Here is a 14,301-nt window from a genome sequence, read left to right as displayed (position 1 = left end):
CTACTAACAGGCAATAATATTGCCAGATTTCTGAGCCTTATTCCCACTCAATGGTTGCAGGTGGTTTGCTGCTGATATCATACACCACACGGTTTATACCACGCACATTATTAATGATCTCGTTTGAAACATGCGCCAGGAATTCATAAGGTAAATGTGCCCAGTCTGCCGTCATACCATCTACAGAAGTTACAGCACGCAATGCAACAGTGTATTCGTATGTTCTTTCATCGCCCATTACACCAACACTTTTTACAGGCAGTAATATTGCACCTGCCTGCCAAACTTTATTATAAAGATCATGACTTTTAAGTGCTTTAACGTAAACATCATCTGCGTCCTGTAGTAATTTAGCTTTTTCTTCGGTTACTTCTCCCAAAATTCGGATAGCAAGCCCCGGGCCAGGGAAAGGATGGCGATTGATCATATCGGAAGGAATGCCTAATTCAAGACCAACTTTTCTTACTTCATCTTTAAAAAGAAAACGCAAAGGTTCAATCAAACTCAAATGCATTGTATCCGGTAATCCACCAACATTATGATGAGATTTGATAGTAACTGAAGGGCCATGCACACTTATACTTTCTATAACGTCAGGATAGATGGTACCTTGGCCTAAAAATCTAATATAGTTTAGTTTTTGAGATTCTTCCTGGAAAACATCTATAAATAATTTACCAATTACTTTACGTTTTGCTTCCGGATCTGTTTTACCTGCCAGTGCATCATAAAATGTTTTTGATGCATCAACGCCTTTTACATTCAGGTCGAGTTGCTTATAAGTTTCTAATACTTTCTCGAATTCATTTTTTCTAAGTACACCGTTGTTTACAAAAATGCCATGCAACCGGCTGCCAATTGCTTTGCTGATCAATGTTGCAGCAACAGTACTATCCACACCACCACTTAAAGCCATGATCACATGTGCATCACCGATCTGTTGTTTAAGTTGTGCAACTGTTTCCTGAACAAAAGAAGCCGGCGTCCAGTTTTGCGAACAGCCACAGATATTAACGAGGAAATTATGAAGGATCTTTTTACCTTCTGTGGAATGATAAACTTCAGGATGGAATTGTATACCATATAAAGCTTTAGCGCTGCCATTCTGATGTTTTCTGAATGCAGCAATAGGAATGCTGTCAGTCGTTGCCAGCAGTTCAAACCCTTCTGGCAATTGCGTTATGGAATCGCTGTGGCTCATCCATACCTGCGAATGGTCAACCACGTTTTGCAATAAAATATCTTCCTTGCTTTTTACCAGTTTAGCCCTGCCGAATTCACGTTTGTTTGACTTATCAACCCTGCCACCAAAAGCTTTGGCAGTAAGCTGTGCGCCATAACAAATACCTAATACAGGCAATTTATTTATAAATTCAGCCACATCAACAGATGGTGCATTTTCTTCATTGACACTAAACGGAGAGCCACTCAAAATGATACCTTTTAGAGAACTGTCTGCTTCAAATTTTTTGTGGTAAGGAATGATCTCGCAATACACATTGGCTTCTCTTACAGCACGGGCAATTAACTGGGTATATTGGCTTCCGAAATCGAGAATGAGTATTTTTTCAGTCATAATTTGTGAGCGTATTGAAACAAAGCTGTGCTGTGCACCTGATTTTAAAAATTGCTGCGAAGGTAAATGAATTTTAAAAAGTGGGCGTAAAATGGAATGCACATCTGTGCAGACTTGTTATTTTCATGTCTACAAATGAACAAAGCCCTGAAGTGTGCGACGCAACAATGCTTAATAGTATTAATACAGACGGGCTCATAAAAAAATTACAAACTATAAACTCTCCTTATCTTCGCCGCTTATGAAAAAAGAGACCGTTTTAAGTGGGATAAGGCCCACGGGTTTTGTGCACCTGGGCAATTATTTTGGCGCCATGCGTGATTGGGTGCGTATGCAGGAAGAATACGATTGTTATATCTGCGTAGTAGACTGGCATAGCCTTACCACACATCCCGACACGAAAGAATTACAAAGCAATGTTTACCGCCTGATGGGCGAATTGCTTGCAGTAGGTCTTGACCCCGAAAAATGTGTGTTGTATGTGCAAAGCGATGTGCCCGAAATTGCTGAACTATACCTTTACCTGAACATGATGGCCTATAAAGGCGAGCTTGAAAAAACAGCTACGTTTAAAGATAAAGTAAGGCAACATCCCAATAATGTAAATGCCGGATTGCTTACCTATCCTGTGTTACAGGCCGCAGATATTTTAATTCACCGTGCCTTGAAAGTGCCGGTGGGCAAAGACCAGGAGCAGCATATTGAAATGACGAGGAATTTTGCAGAACGCTTCAATCACAGGTATGGTGAAATTTTTCCGTTGCCACAAGCATTTAGTTATGGCGGTGGCCTTATTAAGATCATGAGTTTGGATGGAACAGGAAAGATGAGTAAGAGCGCTAACCAGATGGCTACATTATATCTTGCTGATGATGATGAACTGATCCGTAAGAAGATCATGAAAGCAAAAACAGACAGCGGTCCAACAGAACTGCATTCAGTTAAACCAGATTATATTGAAAATGTTTTCGGTCTTATGAAACTGGTGAGCAGTGAAGACACCGTGGCAAAATTCGAAGCTGATTTTAATAACTGTGTGATTCGTTACGGTGATATGAAAAAGCAACTTGCTGAAGATATGGTACGGTTTATGGGGCCGATACGTGAAAGAGCCAAAGCCATTGAAAACAACAAAGAAGAGATCACAAGAGTAATATTGCGTGGAAAAGAAAAGGCAAGGGCCAGTGCAGATGCAACGCTGCAATTAGTAAGAAAGGCAATGGGTGTTAATTACACTGGTTAATAGCGGACAATTTAATGGCATGAGCCCGGCCTTGTTACTACTATTAAACATCGTTGCGTCGCACACTTGTGCATTTTGTTCATTATGCAGCATAAAACATTAAATTGAAAATAAATTTCGCAGAATATGCCTGATATGTGCAGCGAAACTTTATCTTCAAAATTCTAACAAGGCCGTTATACAAATCATATATCTTTCATGGCAAAGCTGAAAAAACCAAAGCATGTAGCAGTGGCCGGCAATATAGGCGCCGGCAAAACGACCCTTACAGAATTATTGAGCAAACACTATAAATGGATTCCCCAGTTTGAAGATGTTGATCATAATCCATACCTGATGGATTTTTATGAAGACATGCCCCGCTGGAGTTTTAACTTACAGATCTATTTTTTGAACAGCCGTTTGAACCAGCTTTTGGATATACAACGAGGCACAGAAACCATTATACAGGACAGAACTATTTATGAAGACGCCAACATTTTTGCACCCAACCTGCATGAAATGGGTTTGATGAGCAAAAGAGATTTTGAAAATTATTTTCAATTCTTCCAGACTTTGAAAACCATGGTGCAGCCGCCGGATCTATTGATATATCTCAAAGCATCTGTACCCACCTTAGTTGGTCAAATCCAAAAACGTGGCAGAGAATATGAAGAAAATATCCGTCTTGATTATTTAAAGAAACTAAATGAACTCTATAACAAATGGATCGACAGTTATAAAGAAGGTCAGCTTTTGATCATTGATGTTGACAAAAATAATTTTGCTGATAAAGAAGAAGACTTTGGAGAGATCATTACTAAGATAGATGGAATGCTGTTTGGATTATTTTAATAAGATTAAGCCTAATAGCTCATCTCATCTAACTTCACTTTACCTTTAAAAGTTTTATATACAAAGCCTGTATAAATTCCTACCAACGGCACACCAATAGCTGCAACGATCAGCATGATTTTTAAACTTTTTGTAGAAGATGCGGCATTAAGCACGGTAAGGTTATATTTTTCATCAAGGCTGGACAAAACAAGATTGGGATATAATTCTACGGCTATTAATATCAGTAACAAACTTATTACAACAGCAGATGAAAGAAATGCCTGCCGGTATCGTTGTTGTGTAATTCTCCTGGCAATATTAGCAACCGCCAACACCATTGTCACAGGAATAAAAAATAACCAGGGATTTTCTTTTATCCTTAATGACAAATGAGGTACATACAACAATGTATAAAAACTCAGCAGCAAAACACTGATCACAAAAAAGATAGTGGAATTCTTTACAATGATGGTGAGTTTGGTATATAAACGTTTTTCCGTTTTCATTACTAAGTAAATAGCACCATGCATCATGAATAAGGCAAGCGTTGTTACGCCAACCATCAATGCGTATGGATTAAGAAAATCAAATGTGCTGCCCATATAGTTTCCTGCTTTATCAATGGGCAAACCTATGAGCACATTACCTAATACAACACCCAATGATAACGTTACAACAATACTCGATATACAATAACTAACATCCCACATTTTCCGCCACCACAACATGGGTTCTTTACTTCTGAACTCTATAGAAATGGCGCGGAATATTAACGCCATTAAAAACAACATGAACGGAATATAAAAGGCTGAGAACACTGCGGCATATACTTTGGGAAATCCTGCAAATAAAGTTCCTCCACCAATTACAAGCCATACTTCATTACCATCCCATACAGGGCCTATTGCATTAAGTGCAATTCTTCTGCTTTCTTCTTTGTTGAAGAATAAATGGATAGCTCCTGCACCAAGATCAAAGCCATCCAGAATCGCATACCCCGTAAAAGTTGCGCCAACAACCAGAAACCACCAGGTGCTGTAATCTATACCGAGAAAAGTTTCCATCGAGATGATTTATAATTTATGATGCTTGATTTTAATTGCCGAATAAAGAACAAGGCGTATAAGTGAGTGACACAACAAAAGCCAAATAATAGTAATACAGCCCGTTACCAAAAAAATATTAACTGCCTTTTAGGGGATGGTACCACCAAAACTTCCTGCCATTTCTTCAAGCCTCGGACTGTGCGTTTCACTTTCATCATCATTTTCATAACCAGGGCCGTGTTGTATTTTCCTGTTTAATAAAAAGATAAACAATGCAAACAACAAAGCATAAACGAGTGTGAACAAAATAAGCGAAAATACAACCTGGTTAGCCGTTACAGCTTGTGATAATGCATCGCTGGTGCGCAATAAACCATAAACTACCCAGGGCTGGCGGCCTGTTTCTGCTGTGTACCACCCAACCTGGTTAGCGATCTGCGGCAAGAACACGCTCCAGGCAAACACAAGCATGAGCCAGCGTTTATTGAACAACTTGTTTTTCTTCAGTAATATGAAACCAAATGTTGTAAGTGCAATCAGCAACATGCCAATGGCGATCATAATGTGATAAGATTGAAAAACAATATTGAGTGCTGGTGGCCTGTCTTGCGGTTTAAATGCATTCAATCCTGCAACCGGCGCATTGAAATCATAATGCGTAAGAAAACTCAAACCGCCAGGTATGGCAACGCCATGTGTAGTTTTATTTTTTGTATCAATGTAACCAAACAAATACATGTCGGCACTTGCACTGCTGTCGAAGTGACCTTCTATAGTCGCAAGCTTTACGGGTTGATATTTTGCAACAATCTCTGCTGATGCTTTGCCTGCAAAGAATTGTGCGTAAGAAGATAACAACGCAACTGTTAATCCAATACCAAAAGCTTTCTTAGCAAATTCAACATACCGGTTCTTTAGAATGTAATAAGAGGCGATGCTTATAACAAGAAATGAACCTGCAAGAAAAGCACCGATCCAAACATGCAGCACCCTGTCAACTGATGAAGGATTGAATACCATTGCCCAGAAATCAGTGATCTCTGCTCTTGCTTCAAGCCCATGCCCTACTATATGATAGCCTGCAGGTGTTTGCTGCCAGCTGTTTGCCACCACGATCCATATTGCAGAGAACATGGAACCGAGCGTAACCATGATCGTTGCAAAAAAATGCATGCCCTTGCTTACACGGTTCCATCCAAATAATAATACGCCCAGAAAACCACTCTCCAATGCAAATGCAAAAATGCCTTCTGCTGCAAGAGCACTGCCAAATACATCGCCCACATATTTTGAATAGGTGGCCCAGTTGGTACCAAATTCAAATTCCATTACAATACCAGTTGCCACACCAATGCCAAAAATAAGTGCAAATATTTTGGTGAAGAATTTTGTCATTTCTTCATACATCGCGTTACCCGTGCGCAGGTACAGGCCTTCCATCAAAACCATGCATAAGCCAAGCCCAATGCTTAATGGCGGGTAGATGTAATGAAAAGAAATAGTGAACGCAAACTGTATTCTTGAAAGAATTTCTACATCCATAACATCAGGTTTAGCAAATAAAAAAAGCGGGTATATAGCCCGCTTTTCTAATGATGTATAATTAAATATCTGAAATTAAATTTCATGCTGCAAAGGTAGGGAGTGAATGAATTGCATATATATTTTTTATGAGCCAGGCTTAAGAATGTATTGGGCTTTTGTTGCGTCGCACACTTGTGCAGAAAATATGTGTTGCATCAAATCCTTTATCTTTATACCAACCACTGCATTATGAAATACATCTTAATATTTATATTACTCATCTCTTTTTCAGTTAATGCACAGCATTCAGACAGCCTCGCAAAAGATAGCACGCATCTAAATGAAATGTTACTGCGTCAACAACAACAGCAAGGCGAGATTGATTCTCTTTTGCGTTTAAAAATACAACAGGAGATCAATGCTGCAGTGGGAGATGCTCAACGTACAAAAGAACTGGAGCAAAAACTAAAGCAGATAGAATTAAACGATTCTGCAAGACATGCAGACCAGTTGCACAAACTGGAAGTGTTAAAACAAACTGCCAAACCTCATCCTGTAGCGCCATTTAGAGATACACTGTTCAACGTGTATCTTGGTGGCAGTTCTTTCAGTGCTGAGGAAAGAGCCGCTACTATTACCAAACGTATTCAGCAATTATATGAAGACGATTTTTTTAAAGCAGATTCCTTATTGCTTACAAAGAATGAAAACAATTACGAAATCACCTACCGTAATGAATTACCTGTAATGGCAATAACAGAGCTCGATGCTTTGTGGCAAAATATACCTGCCGATAAAATGGCTGACGATTATTTCAATAAAATAAAGCAGTCAATTATACAAGAGAAAGAAACCAACAGCGTAGCCAACTGGCTTAAACGTATAAGCATGATCGTGCTGGTTTTTGTAGGTCTTGCTTTTATTATTTATCTCATTAATAAACTTTTTAATCTTGTTGCCAACTATTTCAGGAGTAACACAGACAAGTTTTTAAATGGCCTCACATTTCGTAAAATAAAATTACTCAATGCCGCACAGTATGAAAAGCTGGTGATAAGGTTTACCAATTTTGTTCGCATCGCAATTATCATTCTTGCACTTTATCTGGCACTACCATTGTTGTTTTATATCTTTCCCGGTACAGAAGATATTACAAATACATTACTCAACTGGATACTTACACCAGCTAAAAATATCCTCAGCAGTATACTTGCATTTCTGCCTGATCTTTTTACTATTATTGTTGTTTATCTTTTTACACATTATCTGGTAAGGGCGTTAAGATATTTTACAACAGAGATTGAAGCAGGTAACATAAGCATGCCAGGGTTTCATAAAGAATTTGCAAGGCCATCGTTTGGTATCATCCGCTTCTTATTGTATGCATTCATGCTCGTTATTATTTTCCCTTATTTACCCGGGTCCGAATCTCCTGCATTCCAGGGTGTATCTGTTTTTTTGGGTGTGTTATTATCATTGGGATCTTCCTCTGCTGTCAATAATATTATCGCAGGGCTTGTTATCACTTACATGCGGCCTTTTAAAATTGGTGACCGCGTTAAGATCGGAGATGTGGTTGGAGACGTTATAGAAAAAACAACGCTTGTCATTCGCATACGCACTATCAAAAATGAAGATATTACTGTTCCCAATTCTACGGTACTTTCAAGCAATACAATCAACTATTCTGCAAATGCATTGGATAAGGGTTTGATCTTGCACACTACGGTAACCATTGGTTACGATGCACCGTGGAAAGATGTACAGCAGGCACTCATCAACGCTGCATTGCGTACAGCACTTATTCAAAAAGAGCCTGCACCTTTTGTTTTGCAAACAAGCCTTGATGATTTTTATGTGTCTTACCAACTCAACGCTTACACTAAAGATGCCAACGCCCAAGCTGTTATCTATTCTGAGCTTCACAAGAACATACAGGATTGTTTTAATGAAGCAGGTATAGAAATTATGTCGCCGCATTATGGTTCGCTGCGTGATGGTAATCAAACAACCATTCCTTCAGATTATTTATCCAAAGATTATAAAGCACCAGCTTTCAATATTAAGAAAGAGAAAGAATAATTTTTTGAGCCCGGCTTTCGTAATGTTGTTCAACATCGTTGCGTCGCACACTTGTACTGAAACAGGTAAGGCAGCAAGTGAAATGTAAAATGTGAAAAGTGAAGATTACATACACGCTTTTGACTTCTCATTGCTCACCAATGTTCCGAACGCATAAGTGTGCGACGCAACAAAAGCATTAAAGCAGCATTGCAGTTGGCTACACAAAATTCATTTTCCTTATAAACAAAAATGTTGAACGCGTTACGCATTCAACATTATAATTATTAGTTACAACATTTTTACATAGCATGAATGTATGCAGCGCTGTCCTTGAATTTATCAGGATCCATTTCTACAAAGAAATTTTTTACACCACCAATTTTTGCAGCTGCAAAAAACTCTTTCCAGTCAATAACACCTTGCCCAACAGGTGCTTCTTTTTTATCAGCAGTCCAGTCTGACAAATGCGAGGAGATAAATCTTCCGGGATATTTTTTAAAATAATCAGCGGCTTTATAACCCAGGTTAATCACTTCTGTCTGGAACTGCATCTTCACGAGGTTTGAATCAAATGTTTTCATCAGCGCATCATAAATAAGCTGACCATCAAGTTTTGCAAATTCAAATTCGTGATTGTGAAATCCAGCCTGCATGCCCGCCGCTTTTATTTTTTCTGCTGCTTTATTTAATTTTTCTGCAGCAGCCTTATAATCATCTAATGTGGCTGTTTTCAGCAACCAGAAAGTCGAGCAGATCATTTGTGTAAGTCCCATATCTTGCGCAAACTGAATACTGTCATCAATCTTATCGTCGGCAAATTCCGCAGACCCAAAATGACAGCTTGGGCAGGTAAGCCCTGCATCATTTATTGTTTTCTTGATATCAGCAGTTTTCATAAGTGTAAAAGCGCCAAAGCCAATTTGTGCATAGCCTTTAGGCGAACACATTTCTATCATCTTATAACCCATGTCTGCCATCATTTTCAATGTTCCGGGAAAATCTGCACTTAGCTTATCTTTTACTGTCCATGATTGAAAACCTATAGGCAAATTATTTTCTGCGGCACCTGCCAATAATTGTTTGGGTAATTGTGATAATACTATAGCTGCGCCTGCAGCTTTTGTTGTTTGTGTAAGAAATGATCTGCGGTTTATCTGTTTCATTGTAAGGTATTTTGTAATATTTTTTACTTTTAAAAATCCTGTCTTGTTATTGACTTTCTTTTGTTTTGATATAAAAAAAAGTAACAAAGAAAAAATCAAGGCTACAGAAAAAGGGCTGAAATTTACTGCATTACCCACAGCGAAGAAGCCAACCATTAAGCAATATATCTTTCATGAACGAATGCTTGTGAATTACTATATAACCACATTATACATTTTCGCTGTTTAACGCCTCATTTCGTAAACTTTCTAACGCCCTTTTTCTGATGCCGCTTACATTGATGCCACGACCAATGCAGATGAAGTGATTGCGACGCAACGATGATGCTATGAAATACTAAAGCTGGTATCTAAAAAAATCTTCCCTCTTTTGGAGTCGGGGCTACTAAATATTTTCAGGCTCCCACCCTTTTCTATAATCCCTGCTTATATATTTATTGGCATCAGCAACATTCGTGATCCTGACATTTGCAGCATCGTATTTTAATAGCTTATTAGTTCTTAATGCAAGCGCATACAAATTAACAGCCTCTGTTAAATATTCTGCTTCTGAAAAATTACCGGGATATTGCTTGCCGGTTTTACATGCGTTAACAAACAACGGCAATGCTGCAGAAGTTTGGGCCACCTGGTCGCGCTGGTCTGTATTTGTTTTAGGTGCATCCATTTGTTTTCCTGAAATAATTTTTGGGTCCTGTACATTAAACCCTGTTAATATTTTTCCATTGTCGCCAACAAACATCATTCCCTCTTCGGGCAGCTCTTTATTGTTATCAAACAATTCTGAAGGTATCGGCGGACGCATGCCACCGTCATACCAGCAAAGATCTACAGGGCCCCTGTTCCCATTTGCAGGATATTTGAAACGGACCATACTTGCCATAGGAAAAGAGAAATCATTATTCACACGGAAAGGAACAGCACCATTGAAATCACATACATGGCTTCTGTTTGGTATAACAACTGTTGGTGATGTTAACTTCAATGCATTAAAAACAGTCCACAAACTATAGTGTCCCATATCAGCCATGGAGCCTCCTCCGAAATCATACCAGCCCCTGAACACCATGTTTGTATAATCAGGACTGTAAGCCCTGTCTGCTTCAGGGCCTAACCAAAGATTCCAGTTGAAACCATCAGGTACGGGTGGTTTATCTTTGGGCAGTTCGGGATATTGCGGCCACACAGGTCTGTTCGTCCAGTTATGTACTTCTTTCAATGTTCCTATTGCACCAGCGTTTATCCAACTCATTACTGTCTCCATCGAACCATTGGAATCCCATGGGATGAGGTGTGTAATAACCTTTGGATTATTACGTGCCATTTCAATTACTTTCTTTCCTTCTGCCAGGCGATTGGAAATTGGTTTATGTACCAATACATGCTTTCCTCTTTTTATGGCTGCCATACAAAGAATGCCATGCAGGTGGTCGGGTGTCATTATCTTAACTGCATCAAGATCTTTTTCTTTGTCCAATAATTCACGCACATCTTCATAAGCCGTGCATCCTTTATAGTTTTGTTGCTTTTGTACGTTTGTATAATAGGTGTCAACAATAGATTTTCCATTGTCTCTTCCACCGGGGATCAATCCATCGCCGCCGCAATCCCAATCAGGCTTTTGTATGGTTTTGCGAATCTCACCACGCAAATAATTTATTCCCCAATCTCTGTAACCCCTGGCTTCTTTATTGGGATCGCATACAGCAACCACCTGTATCTCGGGCACAGCAAGCATTGGCAATAGTTCTCTTATGCCTTGTGTGCCTACACCTATGTATGCAAGTGTTATCTTATCACTTGGCGCTACATAATTTTTCCCGCCAAGTACATGTCTTGGCACAATCGTAAAAGCTAAAGCAGCAGAAGAAGCAAGCTCAACAAATTTTCTCCTGTTCATTGCATTATTTTTTTCAGGAACATCTGTTGCAACATTTTGAAGAATGTCTTTTTTCATATTGTTGAATTTATCGTTAGTGAAGAGTAATAAAATTAAGGCATATGAAGACAAGTGCAGTAGATAGTTTGATGAATAAAATAATATTATTAGTGAATTTAAACCCGTCATTTAAAACATAAGGCGTTTTTTGCATCCTTTACAGAACCCTGTGGGTAATTTTGCATACTAACTCTTTGCAGCTTGTTTCTCTTTTCTACTCCTTTGTTTACAATCATCCATACCTGTGATTTTTGTCACTCAGCATGCGGCTTCATAAAAATAGTTTTGCATTCAAATCATGCAAACGATGAACATGCGACACAGATATTTATGGAAAGGAATTTCGCTTATGATTATTTTATTTTTTGCAAGGGTTGTAACGAGTGCACAGAACAACAATGCAACACTTACCCTAAAAGAGGCTATCGACTCAGCCATCAGCAACAACGACCATGTGCAGCTTGCAAAAATGGATGAAGATATTGCCACTTCTAATTACAAACAAACACAGGCGGTTTACCTGCCGCAGCTTGGGTTTTCTTACACGGCCATGACCACCAATAATCCATTGAATGCATTCGGCTTTAAGCTGCAGCAGCAAAGCATTACACAGGAAGATTTTAACCCGGTTCTGCTGAATAATCCTCCCGGCACAACAGACTTTATGACGAAGCTTCAACTGCAACAGCCATTGGTAAATATGGACATGCTGTATATGCGCAAAGGCGCCGAAAAACAGGTGGAAGTATACCAATACAAAACGCAGCGCACCAAACAATATATCGCTTTCCAGGTGCAGCAGGCATACCTGCAGCTGCAGTTGGCATACAATGCCAAAGCCGTGTTGGAAGAAGCTTTGAATACAGCAAAAGGCATCGCTAAATCTACGGGCGATTATTTCGAACAGGGGCTTGTACAAAAATCAGATTTGTTAAATGCACAGCTACAGGTAACAAAAACAACAACAAATATTGCCGAAGTAAATTCCAATATTCAAAATGCGTCAGATGCGCTGAGCCAATTAATGGGTAAAGCAAAAGGCGTTACTTATTCCATCCCGGCATCATTCAGCTTCGCCGGATCTGCAACAGTAGCAGAGTCCTTACCCGAAGCACGAGCGGATTTCAAAGCAATGGAATCAGCTATTGGCGCATATGATCTCCAGATCAAATCAAACAAGATGAGTTACCTGCCAAAGCTTAATGCATTTGCCTCTTACCAGTTGAATGATAATACGGCGTTTGGTTTTGGATCGAATGCTTATCTGGCAGGTCTGCAATTGTCATGGGATATCTTCAAAGGCAATGCCACCAAAAATAAAATTGCCACACAAACACTCGAACGCAATAAACTGGCTGAAGAACTGAATACGCAGAAATCAGAAAGCGAACTTGAACTCAATAAAGCAAAGAGACAATTAGCTGATGCACAATATACCATTGCTCAGCAGAAAGCTGCAGTGGCACAGGCGCAGGAAGCATTGCGCATTCTGCAGGACAGGTATGAACAGGGCCTTGTAAAAACAACCGATGTACTCATGGCACAAACACAGTTGTCGCAGCAAAAGCTGGCCGAAGCACAGGCGGTTTTTAACGCAAATCTTGCAGCGGCTTATATACAATTCTTAACATCAACCAATCAGTAAACAAAGAAAAAAATACAGATTATGATAGCAGCAAGGTTCTTATCATTTGTTACGGTAGGAAGTTTATTATTATCACTCGCAGCATGTTCAGGCGATGAAAAACCGGGGACATTGCAATCAACAGACACAGCTGTTGCAGTTACCGTTACTACGCCATCCGGCAACACAACTGCTAATTCCATTACCGCAAGCGGGCAGGTGGAAGCAGTGCAGACTGCCAATATCAGCACAAGAGTGATGGGTTATATCACCAGCATTCCGGTAAAAGTAGGCGATGCGGTAAAAGCAGGCCAATTGCTGGTGAGCATCAACAGCACAGACATACAGGCGAAGCGTGCACAAACAGATGCGATGATCGCGCAGGCACAGGCCGCGGTTGAAAGCGCAAAAAAAGATTATGACCGCTTTACCGTTTTATATGCAAAACAAAGTGCAACAGCAAAGGAACTCGATAATGTTACACTGCAATACAATGCAGCCAAAGCAAACCTCGAAGCCGCAAAGCAAATGCGCAACGAAGCCAATGCACAGCTTTCCTATACCAATATCACCGCGCCATTCAGCGGTATCGTTACGCAGAAATTGATGGATGCAGGCAGCATGGCAACACCGGGTATGCCGATCCTCACGATTGAACAGAACGGAAGTTTCCAGGTAAGCGCTTCAGTACCCGAATCACAAATAGCATTGCTGAAGCAGGGCAGCATCGCAGACCTGCAGATCAAATCAACGGGTACTACATTAAAAGGAACTGTTGCCCAGATCAGCCAGTCTTCTCAAAACACAGGCGGGCAATACATCATCAAGATACACATCGCCGATAAAGACAAAACAGGTTTATACGCAGGCATGTATGTAAACGTAAGCATACCCGTTGAAAAGGCTGTTACCACGACCGTTAACACAAACGCAGTGCTGGTGCCGCTTTCAGCCATCGTTAACAAAGACCAGTTGAGCGGCGTATACACAGTGAGCAGCAATAATACAGCCATGTTGCGCTGGGTGCGCCTTGGCAATACCTATGGAGAAAATGTAGAAGTACTATCAGGTCTTGCTGCCAATGAAAAATTTATCAGCAGCGCCGACGGCAAATTATACAACGGAGTTCCGGTGAAAATAAAGTGATGAGTAATGATTTTTTGTGTGACGAGCATTTGTTTTTCATGGCATCGCCTGTTGTGTCACTCACTTGTACTTCCGTTCGTAAATCATCAATCGCGAATTGAGAATAAGAACTCCTTGCCTCGTTGCCTCTTTGCCTGCTGCACAAGAGTGCGACGCAAGC

10 protein-coding genes are annotated in these 14,301 nt (G+C 40.0%); 5 read left to right on the top strand and 5 right to left on the bottom strand.

The features are described 5' to 3' along the window. Positions 1–37 precede the first annotated feature (37 nt). Positions 38–1,576, bottom strand: a complete 1,539-nt coding sequence (gene guaA, locus FRZ67_RS22260; RefSeq protein ID WP_147192763.1) for a glutamine-hydrolyzing GMP synthase — start codon at positions 1,574–1,576, stop codon at positions 38–40. 241 nt (positions 1,577–1,817) lie between these two features. On the opposite strand from guaA, the gene trpS reads away from it, so the two are divergent. Beyond that, positions 1,818–2,819, top strand: coding sequence for a tryptophan--tRNA ligase (gene trpS, locus FRZ67_RS22255; protein ID WP_147192762.1), 1,002 nt, complete (start codon positions 1,818–1,820; stop codon positions 2,817–2,819). Between the two features lie 198 nt (positions 2,820–3,017). After that, on the top strand, positions 3,018–3,653 hold the full coding sequence (locus tag FRZ67_RS22250; protein ID WP_147192761.1) for a deoxynucleoside kinase: 636 nt from the start codon (positions 3,018–3,020) through the stop codon (positions 3,651–3,653). An 11-nt stretch (positions 3,654–3,664) separates the two neighbouring features. Here FRZ67_RS22250 and cydB read toward each other — a convergent pair whose 3' ends face one another. Then, positions 3,665–4,699, bottom strand: a complete 1,035-nt coding sequence (cydB, locus tag FRZ67_RS22245; protein ID WP_147192760.1) for a cytochrome d ubiquinol oxidase subunit II — start codon at positions 4,697–4,699, stop codon at positions 3,665–3,667. A gap of 129 nt (positions 4,700–4,828) precedes the next feature. Next, entirely contained in the window at positions 4,829–6,223 is a 1,395-nt protein-coding gene (locus FRZ67_RS22240) for a cytochrome ubiquinol oxidase subunit I (protein WP_147192759.1), read from the bottom strand. A 231-nt stretch (positions 6,224–6,454) separates the two neighbouring features. Between FRZ67_RS22240 and FRZ67_RS22235 the strand changes: the two genes are divergently transcribed. Beyond that, entirely contained in the window at positions 6,455–8,287 is a 1,833-nt protein-coding gene (locus tag FRZ67_RS22235; RefSeq protein WP_147192758.1) for a mechanosensitive ion channel family protein, read from the top strand. A gap of 281 nt (positions 8,288–8,568) precedes the next feature. Here FRZ67_RS22235 and FRZ67_RS22230 read toward each other — a convergent pair whose 3' ends face one another. Both FRZ67_RS22230 and FRZ67_RS22225 read right to left on the bottom strand, forming a co-directional pair. Next, positions 8,569–9,432: a sugar phosphate isomerase/epimerase family protein gene (locus tag FRZ67_RS22230; protein ID WP_147192757.1), complete on the bottom strand. Its 864-nt coding sequence runs from the start codon at positions 9,430–9,432 to the stop codon at positions 8,569–8,571. 385 nt (positions 9,433–9,817) lie between these two features. Next, positions 9,818–11,389, bottom strand: coding sequence for a Gfo/Idh/MocA family protein (locus FRZ67_RS22225; protein WP_147192756.1), 1,572 nt, complete (start codon positions 11,387–11,389; stop codon positions 9,818–9,820). Positions 11,390–11,684: 295 nt separating this feature from the next. On the opposite strand from FRZ67_RS22225, the gene FRZ67_RS22220 reads away from it, so the two are divergent. Both FRZ67_RS22220 and FRZ67_RS22215 read left to right on the top strand, forming a co-directional pair. Further along, on the top strand, positions 11,685–13,016 hold the full coding sequence (locus FRZ67_RS22220; protein WP_225975442.1) for a TolC family protein: 1,332 nt from the start codon (positions 11,685–11,687) through the stop codon (positions 13,014–13,016). Positions 13,017–13,037: 21 nt separating this feature from the next. Continuing rightward, a complete protein-coding gene (locus tag FRZ67_RS22215; protein WP_147192755.1) occupies positions 13,038–14,141 on the top strand; it encodes an efflux RND transporter periplasmic adaptor subunit in 1,104 nt (367 codons plus the stop codon). Positions 14,142–14,301: the final 160 nt, after the last annotated feature.

This window comes from Panacibacter ginsenosidivorans (assembly GCF_007971225.1).
Lineage (GTDB): Bacteria > Bacteroidota > Bacteroidia > Chitinophagales > Chitinophagaceae > Panacibacter > Panacibacter ginsenosidivorans.
Note: the sequence above shows the minus strand (reverse complement) of the source record. Positions and strands in the feature narration are given on the sequence as shown.

Coding starts and splice junctions, on each gene's coding strand:
- FRZ67_RS22225 (WP_147192756.1), bottom strand. CDS start 11,389: ATGAAAAAAGACATTCTTCAAAATGTTGCAACAGATGTTCCTGAAAAA.
- trpS (WP_147192762.1), top strand. CDS start 1,818: ATGAAAAAAGAGACCGTTTTAAGTGGGATAAGGCCCACGGGTTTTGTG.
- guaA (WP_147192763.1), bottom strand. CDS start 1,576: ATGACTGAAAAAATACTCATTCTCGATTTCGGAAGCCAATATACCCAG.
- FRZ67_RS22240 (WP_147192759.1), bottom strand. CDS start 6,223: ATGGATGTAGAAATTCTTTCAAGAATACAGTTTGCGTTCACTATTTCT.
- FRZ67_RS22250 (WP_147192761.1), top strand. CDS start 3,018: ATGGCAAAGCTGAAAAAACCAAAGCATGTAGCAGTGGCCGGCAATATA.
- FRZ67_RS22235 (WP_147192758.1), top strand. CDS start 6,455: ATGAAATACATCTTAATATTTATATTACTCATCTCTTTTTCAGTTAAT.
- FRZ67_RS22220 (WP_225975442.1), top strand. CDS start 11,685: ATGCGACACAGATATTTATGGAAAGGAATTTCGCTTATGATTATTTTA.
- FRZ67_RS22230 (WP_147192757.1), bottom strand. CDS start 9,432: ATGAAACAGATAAACCGCAGATCATTTCTTACACAAACAACAAAAGCT.
- cydB (WP_147192760.1), bottom strand. CDS start 4,699: ATGGAAACTTTTCTCGGTATAGATTACAGCACCTGGTGGTTTCTGGTT.
- FRZ67_RS22215 (WP_147192755.1), top strand. CDS start 13,038: ATGATAGCAGCAAGGTTCTTATCATTTGTTACGGTAGGAAGTTTATTA.